Source organism: Vibrio vulnificus NBRC 15645 = ATCC 27562, from assembly GCF_002224265.1.
GTDB classification, from domain to species: domain Bacteria; phylum Pseudomonadota; class Gammaproteobacteria; order Enterobacterales; family Vibrionaceae; genus Vibrio; species Vibrio vulnificus.
Genome location: NZ_CP012882.1, coordinates 444518 through 464739, shown reverse-complemented (window position 1 = coordinate 464739; position 20222 = coordinate 444518). Strand labels below are relative to the sequence as shown.

Below are 20222 nucleotides of genomic sequence, written 5' to 3'. Positions count from 1 at the left end.
GTCGACATTGCTTGATCATGCTTTCGACGATGGCGTAAAAACATGGAAAATGTTCATTTTGTGTCTTTGGAAGAATGATCAAGTGATGCTTTGATCATTCTTCCGGATAATGAGCGCCTATCGAAACGATGATCATGGCAATTCATACTGTAAAATAGGCCCTCCGATGATGCCGTCAATGATCCTTATAATACGGAAAGATGATCAAGTAGCGATGGAGGCGGAAGCATGAAAAAAAATCACTAAGTTACGGCCAAATGCAGATAGAACGGGAGATCAAGCTCGTTTGGCTCAGTTCACTATCTGATGAGATTGGCTTTCACATTAGAATATTGACCTCGTTATACCGTGATCATGCTTTCGTATTTTAGTGATGAAATAGCGATGAAAGACAAGAAGATAGATTTGCTGATTGTTTAGCCAAACTCAGCGAGGATTGCGGAAAAAACATTCGCATCCTGACAAACAAGCTTTATGATGATCATGCTTCCGTCTGTTCATTATTGCGAATGACAACGTGAAAACAGCAAAGTTATTCTCACCGCTGTGGATAAGTTGTTTACTCATCATGATCATGCTTTCCTTCTTACGTTGATCACGCTTGCGTATCCATGATGATCATCTTTACGTTTCGATTTGATCATGTTTTCGCAGTCTATATGATCATGCTTTCTGGATTATTATGATCATGCTTCCTACAGAACCAAAATAAACTTTTTGTTTTACAGTGAGTTACTCGCAAACTCGCCGCTAGATCAATAGATCATATAATCAATTAAGATCAGATTAATCAAAAAGATCAGTTATTTAAAAACAAGCTTTTTTCTTTATTTATGATCTATTTTTCTTTATCCTCTTGGAACTATAGCGCTTTTACGGTCAATGTGATCTGGATCTAGAATGACAACGGAAGAAAAAATACTGATCAAGGCTCCAAGAAGCCACAAAGATGGTCACCTATTTGAAGTCAATGAATCTTCAGCAGATTGGGTGGAGCAATATCAGCACTTCAAAGGGGTAACGAAAAGTATTCTTGAATTGTTAAACCTCATTTCATTAAGAGGCTTTAGCAGCAAAGATGGTTTGGTTTCCACCACAGAATTGGTTGAAGCAACCGATGGACACTTAACCCGAGCAGCGATTCAGCAACGACTGAGAGCAGCGGTCAGTATTGGTTTGTTCACTCAAACTCCGGTGCGTTTTGAAGAAGGGCTCGCTGGAAAAACCATGCTGCATCACTTCGTCAATCCAAATAAATTGATTTCCGTTTTGGGTGCCACCAGCCTTGTCACAGAGAAAGTCAAACAGACCGAAAAAGAGAAGCGTTCTAAGGCACTGGCTCAAACCCAAGTGAATAAGCGGCTACTGAATGAACATGGTTTGAATACACCGCCTGGCATGAAGGATGAAGCGGATCAATTCGTGGTTTCTCCGACCAATTGGGCCGGCATTATTGATCAAGCTTTAGCACCACCAAGAACACGCAAAAATTACCAAAAATCGATGGTGTCGATTTCCGGTACACGCGCGGTGATCGAGACACGATCATCGAAAAACATCATGACAGTGGACGATCTCATGACGTTGTTTGCGCTGTTTACCTTGACGGTTCAGTACCATGATCACCACAAAGAAGAATATCAAATGGATGCGGCGCACATTCCAAACAAAACGCCGTTGTACATCACCGATATTCTGTCTCTACGTGGCAAAAAAGACAGTGGTCCCGCTCGCGATTCGATACGCGATAGCATAGATCGTATTGAGTTCACGGACTTTCAGTTGCACGAACTGACCGGGCGTTGGCTGAGCGAAAACATGCCTGAAGGCTTCAAGAGTGATCGTTTCCGCTTCCTCGCACGCACCATTACCGCTTCGGAAGAGGCACCGACTGAGGGCAGTGATGGCGAGATCCGTATCAAACCTAACCTCTACATCTTGGTGTGGGAACCATCGTTTTACGAAGAACTGCTTACTCGCGACTATTTCTTCCTGTTCCCGCCTGAGATCTTGAAACAGCATACCTTGGTGTTTCAACTCTATTCCTATTTCCGGACGCGTATGGCACGACGTCATACCGACAGCATGCTGCTTAGTGAACTTAACCAAAAATTGGCACGAAACATTGAATGGCGTCGTTTTTCAATGGATCTGATCCGCGAATTGCGTCGACTGTCAGAAGGGAAGGGGACTGAGGATCTTTTCGTGGTCAATTTGTGGGGTTACCACCTAACGGTGGAAACGATCCAAGAACAAGACAAAGTGATCGATTACCAAGTCGATATCAAATGTGATGTCGAAGAGGTACTGCGTTACTCGCGCGCGCGCACCACTAATGCGGGTAAGCGCAACATGGCGCCAACCTTGCCAAACCCTCTGCGTAATGAAATGGTGAGCAAACAGAAGCTCGATGAGCTTTCAGGTATTATTGATGGTGAGTTTGAACCGATTCAGCGCAAAGAACGTTCTCCAAAAGGCAATTTGGGCCGCCGAGTGAAGTTACGTAAGCACTTAGTTGAGATCAATGCTGATGAAATCACTATTACCCTAACCAAATACACCTCCCCAGAGGCGCTAGAACGCAGTATAACGGCGTTATCGGCAATGACAGGGCATCCGTATGCTTCGATTAAAGAAGAGTGTCAGGAGCTTCTAGAGAAGCTGGATTTCATTCGGGTCGATGAAAGCATCCTGCCCTACGAAACTTTGAGTAAAGTGGTTGAGCTTTACAACGGTCAAACCGAAAACAAACATTTGTCCATTGAACGTTTGATCGCTGGCCTAGCGGTACGTCGTAAAGTGTGTCGCCAAGTCTTTGAGGGTCATTTGGACGAGACGGTTTTCCGCGCGCTCGACGAAGTCGCAGTCTAACCATAAACACCTTGATCATGCTTTCAGGCTTGAGAAGACTCAGGCCTGATTGGTGTTTGCTGAACGGATTGATTCACGTAACGAATTATTGCTAATTGCAACAAATTGTATATTGATGGAAAACAGACCGAACGTTAACAATTTGCTGACATTGCCCTATGCCAGCACCGCTAATATCAACCACGAATAGACAACCTTTTGTCCTTTCTGATGATTAATAGATTGGCTCATATTGTTACATTCATTCTGAATAGATTTCGCGAGTTCTTTTGAACTCGCTTTTTTTTTTGCCTGCTTAACGCGCGTCTCGATCTCGTGCTATACCTTGATCATCTTTCCGTCTCTGCGGGCTTCTAGTGCCAAATCACTTGATCATGCTTTCGAGGTTCATTCCACGCTAACGCTTCCATCAGTTTTACATGCCCTTCAATCAGACAATGTGCCCTAGTGAGCCAGTTTTGTTGATCTTCTTGCTGATTACAAAACTCTAAGCTCAGTACCGTCATGTGCTGCAAGCGCTTCATACACCAATCTCGAATGGCCAGATCGGTATTATGATCGCACGCTACGCGCTCGAGTTGACTTGACGTGTAGTTGAGAAACTCGAACGCGCACTCAGGATTGAGATAGCGGTGCTGCTGAAACAATCTTAGGCATCCATCTAGCCAACACGCTATCGCCTTGCTTTGATCGTCGCTAAGCTCGGGCCCAAACACCGAGTCCGGTGCAGAGAAGATGATCGTTTTCAGCGCATCACCTTGATCATGCTTTCGATCTTGGTACCAAGTCGAAATGTTGTTTAGCCAGATAGAAAGATCCATTACGCCGCCTTAGTCCATTGTTTTACAAAATGATTTGGCCCAACTTGCTCACATTCATCCACCACTATGCTGCTTTGCTGACGAATCACGTCGGCATCTAATGAATAGTCTGGTTCACTTTTCACCAGATCGCCAAATGGTAAGTCTGGATCCGGCACTGCGGAGATCAGCAACTTGGTGTAAGGGTGCTGCGGATTGCTCAAAATGGCGCGGGTGTCACCCCATTCGACAATCTGCCCTTTGTACATGACCGCGGTCTCTTCTGCGATGTAGTGCGCGGTAGCGAGATCGTGCGTGATGTATAGAAAGCCAATACCAAGCTCTTTTTTCATACGCTGCATAAGGTTCAATACGCCTAAGCGAATGGACACGTCCAACATGGATGTCGGTTCATCCGCTAAAATGATTTGCGAACCCACCGCTAGCGCTCGGGCTAAATTGACACGTTGCCGTTGGCCGCCGCTCAACTGGTGGGGAAACTTGGTTAACGTCTCTTCGCTGAGCTCCACCAGCGCCAATAACTCGGTCAACTTAGCCGGTACTTCTGCGTCAGAGGATACTTGGCCATGAATTTTCAGAGGGCGAGCCAAATGATGCTCAATGGTGTGCGTTGGATTGAGTGAGCCAAACGGGTCTTGAAAGACCATTTGTACCTTGCCGCGGTAATCCAGTATCTCTTTGCGAGATTTAAGTTCTGAGATGTCTTTGCCCTGAAATAGGATCTCTCCTTCAGTGGGCGGGTAGACCTTGGTGATCAAACGGGCACAGGTGCTTTTCCCACATCCTGATTCTCCAACCAAGGCCAAGGTTTTGCCTGCATATAGGTTAAAACTGACACCATGCAGTGCGCGAAACGACTCTTGGCGTGCGAAGCCTCCGCCGACAGTAAATTCTTTAACGACATTTTTAAGTTCAATGACGGGGGTTGTCATGATTACGCTCCTTGCTCGACGGTGCTATGCACATCATGAATATTGGGAAAAGAGGACCAAAGTTTCTGAGTGTATGGGTGCTTCGGGTGGTTGCGGATCTGATAGGAAAGATCCACTTCAACGATCTCGCCATGACGCATGATGGCAATGCGATCACACAGTTGACTCATCAGGGCAAGATCATGAGTGATAAAGAGCACTGAAAAACCAAACTCTTCGCGCAACTGATAGATTTGTTGAAGGATCTCGCGTTGCACCACCACATCGAGCGCCGTGGTGGGCTCATCCATGATGATCAACTTCGGATTGAGAGACAGTGCAATCGCGATCACCAAACGCTGGCGCATCCCGCCACTAAACTGGTGTGGGTATTCACTTAAGCGGTGACGGGGAATATTGACCAGATCGAGCAGCTTTTCTGCTCGATCTTTGGCCTGAGTGTTGGAAAAACCGCTGTGGTGGCGAAGGACATCGGCAAATTGCTCCTCAATGGTCAGCACGGGATTGAGCGAATTCATCGCACTTTGAAACACCATGGCAATTTCGCTCCAACGCAACACGCTCAGAGCTTGGTCGGACAACGCCAGTAAATTGCGACCTTCAAACAGAATTTCTCCCCCAGAGATAAACGCGGGTGGTTTGTGAAGGCGATTGATTGCAAAGGCAATGGTACTTTTTCCACACCCCGATTCGCCTGCGAGGCCAAAAATCTCCCCTCGACCAATATCGAAGCTCACGGACTTAACCGCATTGAAATCGCCGTTGTCGGTGATGTAATCGACACACAAATTCCTAACCTGCAACACGGGATCAGGATGGAACGCTTTGTCAGCGTGAAACACACTCATAGAGACACCTTATAATAATATAATGATAATTATTATCATTTATCAGGTGTTATGCGTTTGCAAAAGAACAAGGAAAGAATTTGTTGAAGTGGCTCGAAAGATTGTGGTGATTGATGAGGAAAAGCCATGCGCTCAGCCAAGAAAATGAGAGCTTGATCAGCTTATTTTTGCAGGGGTAATTTCTTGAATGTACTTTGTCGATTTCGATTAAGCAAAAAGTTAATGACGGATTTATAATTTAGTTGGTAGAAGAGTGGAAATGGTCACATTTCCTCACTGTTTTGCTTAATTCACGAAATCGGGTTTGCTATAGATCGGGTGTCGAAAACATGGTGCGTTCGGAGGAGATATGTCCATTAATTCAATCAACCATGACGAGATTGCAGATATGGCTCACAAATGGGAAGTTTCTGAAGAAGAAGTCGTCCTAAGGCCAGAAAAGCAAGTGAAATCAGCAGAGGCGAGACGCCGAATTGAAGCGCTAAGAGAGATCCGCGAAAGTGGTCTGAGTATTGAAGAAGCCAAGGAACTAGGATTGCTTCACTAAGTCTTGCTAACGATATGATTTTATAAACTTTGAGGGTAGCATCATGCTACCCTTTGTGTTTTTAACCCTGCCATCAAAGCGCTGTCTACCCTCGCTGCTGTTTGACAATCCTCCCACTCGTTACTAAACACTATATCAATAAGATGTGCATTTTGTTTCTTATTCTTTGTATTGTGACGTCAGGAGCAACATCATGGAGCAACCGATTTATTTCTATGAGCCAGATGAAAATCATGGCTTTCTCGCCAACTTCTATCCATGCTCAATCACCGTTTCTGGGACGTGCTGGCCGAGCAGTGAGCATTACTACCAAGCGCAAAAATTCGACGATGTCCGGCTGCAAGAAAAAGTGCTGAGGGCAGAAGATGCTGCACAAGCTTTTCGGCTTTCACGCGAATACCAGCAGTGGCAAAGGCATGACTGGTATGACATTCGAGTGGAAGTGATGAGATTCATTGTGCGAGAGAAGTTTTTGCAAAACACACCGCTAGCGCATCAACTGCTCGCAACGGGAGACACTGAACTGAAAGAACATTCGCACAAAGATGCCTTTTGGGGGGATGGGGGTGATGGTCATGGACGCAATGAGCTTGGACGGATCTTGATGATGGTTCGAGAGGAGTTGCAAGAGCACGCGCCATACAATCTGGTGCAGTTTATTGACAGTGCTAAGTTGCCTACCCAATGGGGGACATTTCAAATGTATGGTTTCATAGAGAAAGCCACCGGGAAAGAGCATTTGGCGCTCGTGTATGGGGATATTGAACAACAGCCAGCGCCTTTGATTCGTCTGCACTCCGAGTGTCTAACAGGCGATGCGCTGTTTAGTGCCCGCTGTGATTGCGGCTTTCAGCTCGCCAAAGCCCTGCAAAACATCGTGGCAGAAGGGGCGGGTGTGTTGCTCTATTTGCGGCAGGAAGGGCGGGGGATAGGCCTTATCAATAAAATTCGCGCTTATCACTTACAAGATGACGGGGCCGACACGGTGGAAGCTAACGAGCAACTTGGCTTTGGCGCCGACATGCGCGATTACGCGTTTTGTCGCGGCATTCTGAGTTTTCTCGGTATTGAGCGTGTGAGGCTGATGACCAACAACCCACGCAAAGTGAAGGCTCTGCAACTGGCCAATATTGAGGTGACGGAGCGCGTGCCGCTGCAAGAAGGCAATAATCCGCACAATCATCAGTATTTAAAAACCAAAGCCGATAAGCTGGGCCACATGTTTGATCGCGACTTTGTTAAACCTTAGTGTGCATAAAAACGAATAAGCAAAGCAAAAGGGCCGTGAGGCCCTTAAATGTATTTGTTGACGATGCGTTGTAACTCGCCACTTTGTTTAATTTCTTTCAGTCGTTGGTTGATAAAGCGTTGTAGCGTTGCATCCATGTTTGGTGAGAAAGCGAGGTAAATTTGATAGTCAGGGATGATTTTCTCGAAAGGTTGCAAAGCAAATTGTTCGGGATCTAACTTCAACTGCTGAATGTTGTAGTTCACCCTTGACGCCATTTCGACAAAAGCGGTGTCACCTGGCGTGCGGCTAACCACGCGAAACGCCGCTTGGTAATCTTTTACCCGAATTTCTTTCAACCCCCCATCTTGAATGTATGGAGAGAGTTGGGGGTAATCAAACCCCATCAGCAGCACCACCCCTTTGTTTTTCAGATCGGAAATGTCATTGAAAGCGATTGGTTTCTTTCGGCTACTAACCAGCGTGTGTTTTACAGTGTAAATAGCTTCCTCAGAGAGATTTTCCGACTGCACTTTCCCCCAGCCAGGACTACCATAAGTGATCCAATTTGGCTCTCCACCGCTTTCTAAAATGGAGATCATACGATTGAACGGATAGGTATGAAAACGAAGCGTATGTTCACTGTTGGAGAAGATTGCACGGACGATATCGGTGACGATGCCTTGCTGATCGTGCCCGTTTTGCTCAATTTGAAATGGCCTTGCCTGATTCGCAATCACGTAGTAGTTGACCTCTTGCGCTAAGGCAAAAGAAGAAAAGATCAGCATGGCTGTGCAAATCCATCTATTGAGCTGTTTCATACGCCCTCCGTTTTACTAATGAAAAGTCGTGACTATATTTATACTAGAACAAGTCATTTAAGGTGCTAGTTTCATATGGGAAAAAGTATGAACGGCAAGCGTCAGATAGGCATCGACAAGCAACTGATGATTGCGGTCATTTTGTTGAGCTTAGCCTTCACCTTGGCCAGTACGGGCTTCAATGTGTACTGGGATTACAAGCAAGAGCTAAAAAAACGACAAGCCGAGCTCAATTGGGTCGAGCAAAGTTATTTGCAAAGCCTAACGGAGAGCCTGTGGGTGGAAGATCGCCAGCACCTAGAATCGCAAGTACAAGGCATGATGACCTTGCCTTTTCTTGACGCGATCGACATTGCTAACGAGAACGAAGTCATTGTCAACACGGGTGATGTTGGCCACTCGAAACGCGTGCTTGAGCGACGTTGGCCCATGGAATATCAGTTGGCAGACAATCATTATTTGTTGGCGAATTTGACGGTGCGCTCCAATCTCGATGAAGTCTACCAAGGGCTTTGGCGTAAGTTTGCGTTGCTGCTTGTCGGGGAATCGATCAAAACCTTCCTGTTGATGGTCGGGGTGATTTACATTGCTTTGTCGCTTATCGTGAAACCCATTAGCCTGTTGTCTCGAGCGGTGAGCGATTTTAAAGATGGTGAGACACCGAGTCGGCTTCGTTTGCCAGCGAGAGCGTTTGACGATGAAATCTCGCTACTGGCGGAGAAATACAACAGCAGTGTTGAGCGATTGCGTAGCAATTATGCGGAGTTAAAAAGCGCCAAAGAACAAGCGGAAGTGGCCAATGTGAAAAAAAGCGAATTTTTGGCCACCATGAGCCATGAAATCCGCACCCCGATGAACGGCATCATTGGCGTGGCTTCACTTTTGAAAGAGATGGATCTTTCCAGTGAGCAGAAACAGTATGTGGAGATGATCAATCACTCTTCAGAATCTTTACTCGACATCATCAACGACATTCTTGATTTCTCAAAAATTGAAGCAGGGAAAATCGCTATCTCCCTAGAACCATTTTGCCTAAGTGATCTCGTCGAGCAAATGTGCGCCATTTATACCCTCAAGGCGCATGCGAAAAATCTGCAATTTGTTGTTGAGCTGGCCGAGGATGTGCCACATACCATGAGTGGCGACAGCAAACACCTCAAACAAGTACTAAATAACCTATTGGGTAATGCGGTGAAGTTCACCGAGCGCGGCTATGTCAAGCTGGTGGTCGCGAAAGAGTTGGACGCGCAGCACATACCCCGTATTCGCTTTCAGGTGTTTGACTCTGGCATTGGCATTGCGAAAGAGAAGCAAGAGTTGGTGTTTGAACGCTTTCAACAAGCCGATGGCAGCACCACCAGAAAATATGGCGGTACTGGCTTGGGGCTAGCCATTTGTCGTCGCCTAGTGAGTTTAATGGGGGGAGAATTAGAGCTCAAAAGCGAAGTCGGGCTAGGCAGTTGTTTTGAATTCAGTGTTCCTTGTGTTGATGGGGAAGGCGTGTTTGCCAAAGATCGCAAAGACAATGTGCGCCATTTGCAAGAGTTGGGGGTGACCGAGGTGGACTCAGAACCTTCCTCAGCTCATCAATCCAGCCAAATCGCAGCGCTGCCAAGAGCCTTGCTGGTGGAAGATACTTTCATCAATCAAAAAGTCGCTAAGTTGATGCTAGAGAAAATCGGCTTGGCGGTGGACATCGCAGAAGATGGCGAGCAAGCCCTTGTGCTTTGTCAGCAGCAGCAATACGGCATCATTTTCATGGATTGCCAAATGCCGGTATTGGATGGCTTTGAAACCACGGAGATTTTGCGTGCCAGCGATGGCTGGACTCGTGATGTGCCGATCATTGCCTTAACCGCCAATGTGGTGGTGGAGGATAAACAGCGTTGTTTTGACGTCGGTATGACCGATTTTCTTGCCAAGCCAGTGACCCAGCAACGAATGAGTGACATGGTCAAACGTTATCTGCCTTTTGATGGTTCATCCACTGTCTCACATCGTCATCATCAGCCGTGATTCCTTTAGCTAAATTTCTATTCTGCCCACTCGGCTTTTTATGCTATATTGCGCCGCTATACTCAAATAACCTCGTGAGTGCTTGATAGAGCACGAGACCATTGCTGTGCAATGAGGCGAGGTGGTCATGTTTTAATGTTCACTGTTCGAGGATATGCATGTCGTTCAACCTTTCACTGTTACCGCCAGATGAAAAAAATCGAATTGAGCTGGATAAGCAAGCTTCCTTTTTAGTTTGGCAATTGAAAGAAGCGAAATGCGGCCCTGATGCAATCATGACGCAGGCCGAGAAGTTGTCCGATCCGAGCGAAAAAGCGTTTTTTGAGCAATCGATCGAGAAATACAAACGAGTGATGGGGGTGGCATAACTCGATTTGTGCCCAGTTTCCTTAATTTAAGTGACCGGTGCCCCATTCCTCAGCGGAGCGAAAATTGAATTGGTTTCGCTTTTTGCTAAAATCCTTCGCGTTAAAAATGTAAATGTAGAGAGACATCCCGATGGGAAGAAGTTTTGAAGTGCGCAAAGCCTCTATGGCGAAAACTGCAGGCGCAAAAATTAAAGTTTATTCCAAATACGGTAAAGAAATTTACGTGTGTGCGAAAAACGGTGGTATTGACCCAGACATGAACTTGTCACTGCGTCACCTGATCACGAAAGCGAAAAAAGATCAGGTTCCATCACACGTTATTGATAAAGCACTCGACAAAGCAAGTGGCGGTGGCGGTGAAGATTACCAACCAGCTCGCTACGAAGGTTTTGGCCCAGGTGGCATTAGCGTGATCGTTGACTGTCTAACAGACAATGGCAACCGTACTTTCCAAGACGTTCGTCAGTGCTTTGTGAAGACAGGTGCAAAAATCGGTACTCCTGGTGTGGTTGCACACATGTTCGATCACCAAGCGGTATTCCAGTTCAAAGGTGACGACGAAGAGTCATTCCTAGAAGCGCTGATGATGGCGGATTGCGATGTGACTGACATCGAGCTTGAAGATGGTGTGATCACTATCTACGCGCCAAACACTGAGTTTTTCAAAGTGAAAACGGCGCTAAACACCGAGTTCCCAGATTTGGTTATCGATGTTGAAGAGATCACTTTCGTTCCACAGAACTACAGCCCTGTGCCGGAAGAAGACGCAGAAAAATTCCAGAAGTTCCTAGACATGCTGGATGACTGTGATGATGTTCAGCAGGTTTACCACAACGCTGAAATGTAAGATGTAAAAACCGAGCTCAAGTAGCTCGGTTTTTTTATGCGCTAATTTGTGGGCTCGCCACTTTACTTGCCAGCCATGCGGCCATTTTTCTGACCTGTGGTAATACGGTGAGATTCAGTAGCAAGGCGCAAGGCCAAGCGATGGAGAAGCTTTGTAGCCAAATTGGCGGCCTATCAACCCAAAGCGTTAACCTTGCTGATTGAAGCACTGTTAGAGGAAGAACAACGAGCCGAGTTCTTAGCGCGCCTCTAGCGCATCTGCCCTTCTTTCACCTTAACGCGCACTTCATCGCGCGCTCAATCCGTTTATCTCAAATAGCGACCCTTTATCTCGCTATTTTTCCGTTGGTCGCAAACCCCTGTGAAACGGGCTCTATGCTTTTATTCTGTCATCGTCAATCAAAGCACAAGGATATCGCGACGATGTTAGTGAAAAAGAAAACCATCACCACCTGCCTAATGATGACCAGCCTTTTATTCGCGCCTATGGTCATGGCCAATCCAGACCAAGCCTTGATCAATCAATACAACCTAGCGGTGGAAGGGGAAACAGCGCTGGTGGATCACGTGTATGGTCAGTTGAACGCCTTGATCGAGCGAGAAGGTGCCAAGCCACTTTCTCTGGTCTACCTCGGTAGCACGCAAACCTTGCAAGGACGAGATGCCTTCTTGCCATGGAACAAAATGAAGTTGACTGAGCAGGGGCTTGCGACCATCAGTAAAGGGCTAGGCATGCTCGACACCTTACCGCCCTCACAGAATGAGCAGCAGCGCATTCAAGGGCTGCCTGAGGGCTATCTTGCCCGTGCGATGGCAGCCGCCACGTTTACCTCTCTGCCCGATATGTTCAATCATTTCGAGCGTGGCTATGAGCTCTATTTAGAGTTGTTAGCAGAACCGGATTTTCAAGCGCAGCCCTTCGCTGCTACCTCGTGGGTCTATCGCTATGCCATTCAAGCGGCCTTGCGCGCACAAGATGTGCCGCAAGCCAAAACTTGGTTAGACATGATGGTAAACCAAGATCGAGACAACCTTGATACCCGCTCCGCATCGGCACAAATCGACGCGCAAGGTTAACGGAGGCTCTATGATTCAGTTTTCTAATCTGCAACGCCATTACCAGTTAGGGCTATTGGAAGTCCCTGCGCTGCAATCGGTTAGTGGGGCGATCGAACAAGGTGAAATGGTGGCGCTTTGTGGCCCTTCAGGCTCAGGAAAAAGCACGCTGCTCAACATCTTAGGGTTATTGGATATGCAGTATTCCGGGCAAGTGACGCTGCATGGTGATGATTACCCTCGCTCGGCCAATCAAGCGGCAACACTTCGACGCGAAAAGCTCGGTTTTATCTTCCAAAAGTTCAATCTTGTGCCAGTGATGACGGCGCTAGAGAACGTGGCGTACCCGCTATACCTCAATGGTGTAGATAAGACCAAGCAGCGTCAGTTAGCGGCTGAAATGCTCGAACGTGTTGGCTTAGGGGAGAGTTTACACGCCTTGCCGGATCAGCTTTCTGGCGGTCAGCAGCAACGGGTGGCCATTGCTCGGGCGTTGGTGCATCGGCCTACCTTAGTGATCGCCGATGAGCCGACGGCCAGCCTAGATAGCGTTACGGCCAATTTGGTTATCGACATCATGAAACAACTCGGCCATGAACGAGCCACCACGTTTGTTGTGGCCACCCATGATGGGCGAATGGCATCACGCTGCGATCGCACTATTGAGCTATTGGATGGCCGCTTGCGTCAGCACCACGAGCAGGAGGTGATCTCATGGGCCAGTTAGTTGCACGTCTGTTTCCTGACTCGCTGCGCTTGGCGTGGCTGAACCTAAAGCGTAATGGCCGCCGCAGCTTGTTGTCGGTTCTGATCATTGCCATTGCGGTGTTCGCGTTGACCAGTGCGGGTGGGTTTGGGTTGTACACCTACGACAGCCTCAAAGAGTCAACGGCGAGAGACACTGGCCACATTACCATCAGTACGCCGGGCTTTTTTACTAAAGAAGAAGAGATGCCTCTGAGCAATGGCTTAAGCCAGCCTGATGACCTGATTGCCAGCGTTATGGGCCTCAATGAGGTGCGTGGTGTGCAGCCGAGAATTGAGTTCAATGGTCTCATTTCCAACGGCAGCAAGTCGGCGATCTTTGTCGGCATTGGTGTGAATGATCGCGAATTTGATATGAAAGGGCCATTTCTCGATGTTCGAGAAGGTAAGACGTTATCCAACCCTAGGGGGCAGCGCTACGATCCGGCGGAACCGGAAGTGATGTTGGCGATGGATCTGGCGCGAAATCTCAACGTGACGGTGGGGGATTGGATTACCCTGTTGGCCACCACCACGGACGGAGCCCTCAATGCATACGACTTCAAGGTGCGTGGGGTCTACGCGACAGGGGTGCCTGAATTGGATAAGCGTCAGCTTTTCATCCACATTGACAGTGCGCAATCGCTGCTGGCAACAGACAAAGTGAGTGTGATTTCGGTGTTCCTGTTTGAGACCGAAAAAACCGCCGCCGTGCAGCAGCGCTTGTCGGCTTTGCTGAGTCAGTTTTCTCAAGAGCTGGAATTGACGCCTTGGCAAGAGCGGGCCTTCTTCTATCAGAAAGTGAAAGATCTTTATGACCGTATTTTCGGCATCATGGGGGCGGTGATGGGGTTGGTGGTGTTTGTGGCACTGTTTAATACCATGACCATGTCGGTCACCGAGCGAACCCGCGAAATTGGTACCTTATCGGCACTGGGCAGTTATCCGCGCGACATCATCATTGGCTTCTTACGTGAAGCGGGGCTATTGGCTTTGCTGGGTAGCCTTGTTGGTGCGCTGGCCAGTGGTGCTATCTCACTGCTTTTAATGGTGGTGGATGTACAAATGCCACCGCCTCCAGGCAGAACCGATGGTTACCCACTGATGGTTTATTTCTCATTTGAACTGGTGGCCATCGCGGCGGTTGGCGTGGTGTGTATCTGCCTTCTGGCTGCCTATCTTTCAGCCCGCAAAGGGGTAAACAAACCGATTACGGAGGCGCTAACCTATGTATAACGCAATAAAAGCTGGCTTATGGATGGCGCTGCTTTGCGCCTCAAACTGGGCGTCGGCTCAACCGAGCGATGAACAAGTGGTGAGCATGATCAAGCAAGCGGACGATTACCGACTCAAAGAAACGTCTGCGCGTGTGGTCTCATTGGTGAGCCTGTATGAGAACGATCAGTTGGACAAAACCCGTGAGTACCACGTTTACACACGGCCAAATCGCGAATCTCTGGTGATTTTTAAATCGGCCGTAGAGGCGGGGCAAAAGATGTTGATGCTGCAAGATAACTACTGGTTGCAAATGCCAAAAAGCCGTCGACCGATTCGCATCACGCCAATGCAGAAACTGCTGGGGGAAGCGTCGGTAGGGGACATTTCAACCCTCACTTGGAGTGAGGACTACCAAGCGATATGGAGAGCGGAGGAAAGCGTGTCCTCGCTGTCAGGGCAGGCAACGCCCACACAGCACTTACAGCTGACGGCCAAAACCTCAGGGGCCAGTTATCAAACCATCGATTTGTGGTTGACCGTACCTGAGCACTTTCCACTCAAGGCGGATCTCTATCTACGCTCTGGCAAGTTGGCAAAGCAAGCTTGGTTTACCCGTGGCGAGCGCAACGGGGAGCTGAGCGTGACGGAAATGACGTTGCTCGATCATATTCAGCCAGCAAAGAAAACCGTCATTGAGTATCAAGATGTTCAGCCATGGCAGCTTGAGGATAAGTTTTACAATCCCAGCTACCTCTCTAAGGCCGATTCGGTGCAGTTCTAGCTAACTAAGGAGCAAATCAATGGAGGTTTGTGTGCACCGTCGACCTGCTTATCTGTCGCCTGCGAAGTGGGCACATAGCCTACTGCTTAGCACTTTACCTTGGTGGGCAATGGCTGGGGAGCTGAGCAGTGAGTGGGATTGGGCGCTCAGTTACGAAGCGGCGCAATCTCGCCAATCTGTATTCACTACCACACAATATGCGCATCGCAGTGAACTCAACGCGATGTTGGATTTACAACTGGCGTATCACACTCAGCAGGGGCAATGGACCTCTTCGTTCGCCCTCTACAGCGATGGGCTTTACCTCAATAATGGCGAGCGTTCGGTTTGGTGGGAGAGCCGCGATAGCCAGTGGGTGGTGCGTGAGTTGGCTTGGTTAGGTGAGTGGCAAGTCGGGGATTGGCTGCTGGATGTGAGCATTGGCAAATTACGTTTGGATTGGGGCGTTGGTTATGGTTATCGCCCGCTGGATCTGTTTCGACCTTATCGACAAAATCCAGTGACCTTGGTGGCCGAAGAAGGCACTGGCGTTGCCTCGTTTTCTCACTATGACTTAGCGGGAGAGTGGACGCTACTGTTCACGGATTCCAGTTGGAGTCAAATGGAGCAAAGCGCGCTGGATGAAGCTGCGCAACAGCGAGGCGCTGGAATTCGGCGTTACTGGCTGGATGACGATCATGAATGGCAGTGGATCGCCTATTACGACGATGTACGCCAAGGGCTAATCGGCGGCAGTGTAAGGACGGTCTTCAACGAGGCGCTATCGCTGCATAGCTCAGCATTGTGGCAGCATCAAAGCGTCGGCTATCAACTTCCTGATTCTCTGTTTGCCCCTGTGGCGGTTGAGGAGCAGGGAGAGGCATGGCAAGCGTTGGTCGGTGTGAACTGGGCCAGCGAAAGTGGTCACTCCTTATTGGCAGAATATTGGTACGACAGCCGAGCGTGGTCAAAGCGCCAGTGGCAACAAGCGATGGATCGTGCGCGTATGTTGACGCAGCAGCCCAATACCGAACCTCTGGCCGCCAGTTATGCACAAGGTTTTGAGCATGCGAATTTAGTTCAACACAACCTGATGCTGCATTGGAGTTGGGACAGCAACGCGTGGATGATGTGGCATGGTATTTCCGCTCCGCAATGGTTAGCGGATGTTACGCCAACCCTCGATATCTTATTTTCGCCGGAAGATGGCGGTGTCATCCTAACTCAGTGGATTCGCTACCAATGGATTGATACTGGCCAGCAGAGTGTGGAATTGGAATTTGCCGCACGCTTTTTAACGGGTGATAGCCAATCAGCGTATGCTCAAATTGAGGATAAGCATATGATGGTCTTGAATCTAAAAGGGAGGTTTTAGATGTTTTTTTCTCGTGTAGCAAAAAATCGTGCCGCGCAGGAAGCGTTGTCATCCAATCACTTAGTGAACGACGATGCGCAAGCCCTTGAGAGCGGATGGTTACGCTCGTTTGCCGTGACGTCGATCTTCTGCTTGTTTGTGTCGGTGCTGACCTTATCGGTTTGGGGCGGCGCTTACTATATCCATTTGATCATTAGCTTTGGTTTCGGTTATTCGGCGTTGTTCTTCTCTTGGCTGATCGAAAAGCTCTTCCCGATGATGCCAAGAAACGCGGAAATCCTTCTCTCCCTAACGGCATGTTTGCTGTTTGGTATTCTCAATGCGCGTTTTTGGGTAGGGGATTACTTTGGCATCACCGATATGGTTCCGGTGGGGCTGATGGGACTGTTGTTTAGCGGGATGTGTTATTTCTACTTTCATTCCAAAGAGCAGCAAATGTTGGCTGCTCACGAGTTAGAAGTGATGAAACGTGAGAAAGCCGAGCAAGAGCGCGCCCTGTTAATGAGTCAACTCAAACAATTGCAAAGCCAAATTGAGCCGCATTTTCTGTTTAATACTCTGGCGAACATCAGTGCGCTCATGAGTTGTGATGTGGAAAAAGCCCAACAGATGCTGACGCGTTTAACCGATTTATTACGTTCAACGCTGAAGAGCTCGCGTGAAGAGAGAACGTTACTCGCCAGTGAGCTGGAGATTCTCGATGCCTATATCGCGATTCAAAAAATTCGTTTGGGTGAGCGGTTGGAGTATCACATTCACTGCCCAGAGGCGTTGAAAGGGTGTGTGATTCCGCCGATGTTGATCCAACCTTTGGTGGAAAATGCCATTACACATGGGATTGAACCTAAGGTGCAAGGGGGCAAAGTTGAGGTCCGGGTAATGAAAAATGAACTCGGCCTTGAGCTGCGCGTCGTGGATACTGGAGTGGGCTTTGGGCAAGACTCTCGCTCGGGGATGGGGGTCGGGCTTAACAACATTAAACAACGTTTGGCGGCCTTGTTTGGTGAACTAGGCACGCTAACTCTATTGGAAGGTCGCCACGGTGGGGTGTGTGCTGTGATACAAATGCCACCGCAACAAGAGAATCAGGAAGCGAAAGCGTGATGACTTCAATGACGGCGTTGATTGCCGATGATGAACCCCTACTGAGACACCACCTCAATCGCATGTTGGCGGATGTTTGGCCTGAGCTCGAGGTGGTGGCGTTGGTGGGGGATGGGCAGCAAGCCCTGACTTCGATTGAACAACTTCAGCCCGATATTGTGTTTTTGGATATCCGCATGCCAGAGCTTGATGGTATTGCCGTGGCAAAACAGCTCAATCGTGGTGAGTATCGTCCAACCATCGTTTTTGTGACCGCTTATGATGAATATGCGGTGAAAGCCTTTGAGCAACAAGCGATCGATTACTTGATGAAGCCATTGAGCGAAGCGCGTCTTATCGACACTTGCCAACGCATCAAAGCGCGCCAACAGCCCACGGTATCGCCACCGGATGTGGGAGCGTTGTTGAGCCAACTTCAGGCGCTGTCTAAACCGGCTCAACCTCAATATCTACAGTGGATTCGCGCGGCATTAGGGGACGATATTCATCTCATCTCGGTGAATGATGTGCTCTATTTTAAAGCGGAAGAGAAGTATGTCACCGTGCACACCCTTGCCAAAAAAGAGTTCCTGATTCGCATGTCGTTAAAGGAGCTTTTGGCTCAACTTGACCCCGAACGGTTTTGGCAAATACACCGAGCGTCGGTCGTTAATGTGGCGGCGATAGAGAAAGTGCAGAAGGATTTTACGGGGCGAATGTCGGTCACGGTCGGGGAGCAAAAACTGCCAGTCAGCCGCGGATCTCAGCATCTGTTCAAAGGCATGTAGCGCCAATGCCTTGCCAAGGGACGGCGAGATATCGAAGGTTGATCACTGAGTAAGCGATGGGGGAAACCGCTATCTGTAGAGCACCAGCGAGACGAAATGTTTACAGTGTAAATTGCGCAAACAAAAGAGAAGGGCAGCGTCGCTGCCCTTGTCGTTGCTGTTTTGTCGCGTTTGCAACGGTACCGATGTTAGACGGTGAAGCGTCCGACGAGATCAGAAAGTTGGTGCGCTTTCTTATTCAAGCTTTGGCTACCCATGCGGTTTTGGTTAGCTAAGTCTGCTGATTGACTACTTTGATCTGAAATCACAACGATTCTTTCTGAAATTTCCTGACCAACAATACTTTGCTCCTCGGTTGCGGTGGCAATCAAAGAGTTCATATCCATGATGGTGCCAATTGAGTCGATGATTTTTAGCAAAGCAGCGGCGGCGGCATTGGCTTCTTCTACCGTGCTTTCACCACGGGCTTGGCTGGCATCCATCGCTTTCACCGCTGCATCCGATGCGGCTTTCAACTGGTTGATCATCTGATGAATTTCACCCGTGCTGTCTTGTGTGCGGCTGGCGAGTTTGCGAACTTCGTCTGCCACTACCGCAAAACCGCGGCCTTGTTCGCCAGCGCGAGCGGCCTCAATGGCGGCGTTCAACGCCAGCAAATTGGTTTGCTCGGCAATGTCTTGAATCACTTCCAAAGAAGAGGAAATGTTTTTCACATCGCCCTCAAGGCGAGAAATGACATCATTGGCTTTCGAGACTTCACCCGCGAGCTCACGTACCGACGAAGCGGCTGAGTTTACGATGGTTTGCGCTTCATGGGCATTTTCCTCCGCGTAGCGCGCTGCTTGCGCTGCTTGGCTGGCGTTGCTGGAAATTTCGGTGGCGGTGGTGGTCATTTCTGTCATGGCGGTGGCCACTTGTTCGGTTTCCCCACGTTGACCTGCGGCGAGGTTATCCACTTCGGTTGCGCGGCGAGACATATTGTCCGTTTCGCTGACCACGTCATTGCCAACTTCCGTGACACTGCGAATGATGTTTTGCAGGCTACCGACAAACTGATTGAAGTTGCGGCTCAATTGCTTGAACTCTGGCACGCTGAAATCTTCCATGCGTGCGGTCAAATCGGCGTCGCCACTGGCAAAGGAGCGAATCGATTCATCAAACATTTCCAGCGGTCGCATAATGCTGCGGTTAACGAAGACGGCAAACACACCGACGATGAGCGCAATAATGATGGCAAAAAACGCGATAGCGGAAAGGGTGGTTTGCAACGCATCGTGAGCGGTGTTCTCCATCTCCATCACGATGGCGTCAATGTCATCGGTGTAAAAACCGGTGCCGATCATCAGATCCCACTCCGAGATAAAAATGGAGTAACTTAATTTTGGCAGGGGTGTGGTTTGGCCCGGTTTTGGGAAGTAGTAAGTGGTGAAATCACCAGTGCGAGCGTTCTTCAACAAATCTTTGATCAGATAGTTGCCCTTTTGGTCTTGGAGATTGATAAAGTTTTCACCAATGCCCTTATCACTTTTGCCGACAACAATACGTGTCCCTTTTGAGTCATAGGCAAACACATAGCCAGAGTCACCATATTCGAGCTCGCGCAACACTGGCAGCGCTTCTTCCAGTGTCGCTTTGCGGTTCAGCAGTGGCTGCACGGCGGATTTCGCCATTTGAATGTAGTTTTTCAACTCCTCTTGCTTCATCCGCATCATGTTGTCGCGAGTGATTTCAACTTGTTGCTCATTAAATGCGGTGGTTTTCAGATAGGTAAACCACATCATTCCCAGAGCAATGGTTAGAACAGGCACGATTGAAAAAATATACAATCTTTTTCTTATGGTTAAATTCATAACAACTTTCCTTGCGTCACAGCAGCATTGTTAAGCCGAATAGCGTAGTC

The 20222-nt window shown here is 48.5% G+C and carries 18 protein-coding genes and 1 pseudogene; 13 read left to right on the top strand and 6 right to left on the bottom strand.

Going from position 1 to position 20222, the window contains the following annotated elements; translation table 11 throughout:
* The first annotated feature begins 900 nt into the window (after positions 1-900).
* Positions 901-2871: a replication initiator protein RctB domain-containing protein gene (locus tag AOT11_RS17725; protein ID WP_011082067.1), complete on the top strand. Its 1971-nt coding sequence runs from the start codon at positions 901-903 to the stop codon at positions 2869-2871.
* 353 nt (positions 2872-3224) lie between these two features.
* Here the strand turns inward: AOT11_RS17725 and AOT11_RS17720 are convergent, their stop codons facing one another.
* From AOT11_RS17720 to AOT11_RS17710, 3 genes are read right to left on the bottom strand one after another with little or no spacing between them, the layout of a single operon-like run.
* Positions 3225-3692 (bottom strand): hypothetical protein, encoded by a 468-nt coding sequence (locus AOT11_RS17720; protein ID WP_017419903.1) that lies wholly within the window; start codon positions 3690-3692, stop codon positions 3225-3227.
* Positions 3692-4624: an ATP-binding cassette domain-containing protein gene (locus AOT11_RS17715; RefSeq protein WP_017419902.1), complete on the bottom strand. Its 933-nt coding sequence runs from the start codon at positions 4622-4624 to the stop codon at positions 3692-3694. The genes AOT11_RS17720 and AOT11_RS17715 overlap by 1 nt, the downstream gene beginning before the upstream one ends.
* Positions 4625-4626: 2 nt before the next feature.
* Positions 4627-5472, bottom strand: coding sequence for an ABC transporter ATP-binding protein (locus AOT11_RS17710; RefSeq protein ID WP_017419901.1), 846 nt, complete (start codon positions 5470-5472; stop codon positions 4627-4629).
* A 349-nt stretch (positions 5473-5821) separates the two neighbouring features.
* Between AOT11_RS17710 and AOT11_RS17705 the strand changes: the two genes are divergently transcribed.
* Entirely contained in the window at positions 5822-6019 is a 198-nt protein-coding gene (locus AOT11_RS17705) for a PA3496 family putative envelope integrity protein (RefSeq protein WP_017419900.1), read from the top strand.
* A 193-nt stretch (positions 6020-6212) separates the two neighbouring features.
* A complete protein-coding gene (gene ribA, locus AOT11_RS17700; protein ID WP_017419899.1) occupies positions 6213-7268 on the top strand; it encodes a GTP cyclohydrolase II in 1056 nt (351 codons plus the stop codon).
* A 44-nt stretch (positions 7269-7312) separates the two neighbouring features.
* Here ribA and AOT11_RS17695 read toward each other — a convergent pair whose 3' ends face one another.
* Positions 7313-8068: a substrate-binding periplasmic protein gene (locus tag AOT11_RS17695; RefSeq protein WP_017419898.1), complete on the bottom strand. Its 756-nt coding sequence runs from the start codon at positions 8066-8068 to the stop codon at positions 7313-7315.
* Positions 8069-8143: 75 nt separating this feature from the next.
* Between AOT11_RS17695 and AOT11_RS17690 the strand changes: the two genes are divergently transcribed.
* From AOT11_RS17690 to AOT11_RS17680, 3 genes are all read left to right on the top strand, one after another.
* Positions 8144-10084, top strand: a complete 1941-nt coding sequence (locus AOT11_RS17690; protein WP_017419897.1) for an ATP-binding protein — start codon at positions 8144-8146, stop codon at positions 10082-10084.
* Positions 10085-10242: 158 nt separating this feature from the next.
* On the top strand, positions 10243-10452 hold the full coding sequence (locus AOT11_RS17685; protein ID WP_011082075.1) for a DUF3283 family protein: 210 nt from the start codon (positions 10243-10245) through the stop codon (positions 10450-10452).
* A gap of 130 nt (positions 10453-10582) precedes the next feature.
* Positions 10583-11299: a YebC/PmpR family DNA-binding transcriptional regulator gene (locus AOT11_RS17680; protein ID WP_015727328.1), complete on the top strand. Its 717-nt coding sequence runs from the start codon at positions 10583-10585 to the stop codon at positions 11297-11299.
* A 34-nt stretch (positions 11300-11333) separates the two neighbouring features.
* On the opposite strand, the pseudogene AOT11_RS17675 reads toward AOT11_RS17680, so the two are convergent.
* Positions 11334-11468 (bottom strand): annotated as a pseudogene (locus AOT11_RS17675) (DUF2798 domain-containing protein); the annotation flags it as partial.
* A gap of 205 nt (positions 11469-11673) precedes the next feature.
* Here AOT11_RS17675 and AOT11_RS17670 point away from each other — a divergent pair.
* From AOT11_RS17670 to AOT11_RS17640, 7 genes are read left to right on the top strand one after another with little or no spacing between them, the layout of a single operon-like run.
* A complete protein-coding gene (locus AOT11_RS17670) occupies positions 11674-12375 on the top strand; it encodes a hypothetical protein (protein ID WP_399462293.1) in 702 nt (233 codons plus the stop codon).
* 10 nt (positions 12376-12385) lie between these two features.
* Complete coding sequence (locus tag AOT11_RS17665) at positions 12386-13081, top strand: ABC transporter ATP-binding protein (protein ID WP_017419894.1); 696 nt, start codon at positions 12386-12388, stop codon at positions 13079-13081.
* Complete coding sequence (locus tag AOT11_RS17660; protein ID WP_017419893.1) at positions 13069-14334, top strand: ABC transporter permease; 1266 nt, start codon at positions 13069-13071, stop codon at positions 14332-14334. The genes AOT11_RS17665 and AOT11_RS17660 overlap by 13 nt, the downstream gene beginning before the upstream one ends.
* Complete coding sequence (locus tag AOT11_RS17655; RefSeq protein WP_017419892.1) at positions 14327-15097, top strand: outer membrane lipoprotein-sorting protein; 771 nt, start codon at positions 14327-14329, stop codon at positions 15095-15097. Before AOT11_RS17660 ends, AOT11_RS17655 begins: the two co-directional genes overlap by 8 nt.
* Positions 15098-15116: 19 nt before the next feature.
* Positions 15117-16451 carry a hypothetical protein gene (locus AOT11_RS17650; RefSeq protein WP_017419891.1) on the top strand — a complete coding sequence of 445 codons (1335 nt, stop codon included), beginning with the start codon at positions 15117-15119 and terminating at the stop codon, positions 16449-16451.
* On the top strand, positions 16452-17555 hold the full coding sequence (locus AOT11_RS17645) for a sensor histidine kinase (RefSeq protein WP_017419890.1): 1104 nt from the start codon (positions 16452-16454) through the stop codon (positions 17553-17555). It begins immediately after the preceding gene.
* Entirely contained in the window at positions 17552-18322 is a 771-nt protein-coding gene (locus AOT11_RS17640; protein ID WP_011082085.1) for a LytR/AlgR family response regulator transcription factor, read from the top strand. Before AOT11_RS17645 ends, AOT11_RS17640 begins: the two co-directional genes overlap by 4 nt.
* Positions 18323-18510: 188 nt before the next feature.
* Here the strand turns inward: AOT11_RS17640 and AOT11_RS17635 are convergent, their stop codons facing one another.
* Positions 18511-20172, bottom strand: coding sequence for a methyl-accepting chemotaxis protein (locus AOT11_RS17635; RefSeq protein WP_017419889.1), 1662 nt, complete (start codon positions 20170-20172; stop codon positions 18511-18513).
* Positions 20173-20222: the final 50 nt, after the last annotated feature.

What these genes read in the sequence shown, in the direction of transcription:
- AOT11_RS17725 (WP_011082067.1), top strand. Translation starts at nt 901, where the DNA reads ATGACAACGGAAGAAAAAATACTGATCAAGGCTCCAAGAAGCCACAAA.
- AOT11_RS17720 (WP_017419903.1), bottom strand. Translation starts at nt 3,692, where the DNA reads ATGGATCTTTCTATCTGGCTAAACAACATTTCGACTTGGTACCAAGAT.
- AOT11_RS17715 (WP_017419902.1), bottom strand. Translation starts at nt 4,624, where the DNA reads ATGACAACCCCCGTCATTGAACTTAAAAATGTCGTTAAAGAATTTACT.
- AOT11_RS17710 (WP_017419901.1), bottom strand. Translation starts at nt 5,472, where the DNA reads ATGAGTGTGTTTCACGCTGACAAAGCGTTCCATCCTGATCCCGTGTTG.
- AOT11_RS17705 (WP_017419900.1), top strand. Translation starts at nt 5,822, where the DNA reads ATGTCCATTAATTCAATCAACCATGACGAGATTGCAGATATGGCTCAC.
- ribA (WP_017419899.1), top strand. Translation starts at nt 6,213, where the DNA reads ATGGAGCAACCGATTTATTTCTATGAGCCAGATGAAAATCATGGCTTT.
- AOT11_RS17695 (WP_017419898.1), bottom strand. Translation starts at nt 8,068, where the DNA reads ATGAAACAGCTCAATAGATGGATTTGCACAGCCATGCTGATCTTTTCT.
- AOT11_RS17690 (WP_017419897.1), top strand. Translation starts at nt 8,144, where the DNA reads ATGGGAAAAAGTATGAACGGCAAGCGTCAGATAGGCATCGACAAGCAA.
- AOT11_RS17685 (WP_011082075.1), top strand. Translation starts at nt 10,243, where the DNA reads ATGTCGTTCAACCTTTCACTGTTACCGCCAGATGAAAAAAATCGAATT.
- AOT11_RS17680 (WP_015727328.1), top strand. Translation starts at nt 10,583, where the DNA reads ATGGGAAGAAGTTTTGAAGTGCGCAAAGCCTCTATGGCGAAAACTGCA.
- AOT11_RS17670 (WP_399462293.1), top strand. Translation starts at nt 11,674, where the DNA reads ATGCTTTTATTCTGTCATCGTCAATCAAAGCACAAGGATATCGCGACG.
- AOT11_RS17665 (WP_017419894.1), top strand. Translation starts at nt 12,386, where the DNA reads ATGATTCAGTTTTCTAATCTGCAACGCCATTACCAGTTAGGGCTATTG.
- AOT11_RS17660 (WP_017419893.1), top strand. Translation starts at nt 13,069, where the DNA reads ATGGGCCAGTTAGTTGCACGTCTGTTTCCTGACTCGCTGCGCTTGGCG.
- AOT11_RS17655 (WP_017419892.1), top strand. Translation starts at nt 14,327, where the DNA reads ATGTATAACGCAATAAAAGCTGGCTTATGGATGGCGCTGCTTTGCGCC.
- AOT11_RS17650 (WP_017419891.1), top strand. Translation starts at nt 15,117, where the DNA reads ATGGAGGTTTGTGTGCACCGTCGACCTGCTTATCTGTCGCCTGCGAAG.
- AOT11_RS17645 (WP_017419890.1), top strand. Translation starts at nt 16,452, where the DNA reads ATGTTTTTTTCTCGTGTAGCAAAAAATCGTGCCGCGCAGGAAGCGTTG.
- AOT11_RS17635 (WP_017419889.1), bottom strand. Translation starts at nt 20,172, where the DNA reads ATGAATTTAACCATAAGAAAAAGATTGTATATTTTTTCAATCGTGCCT.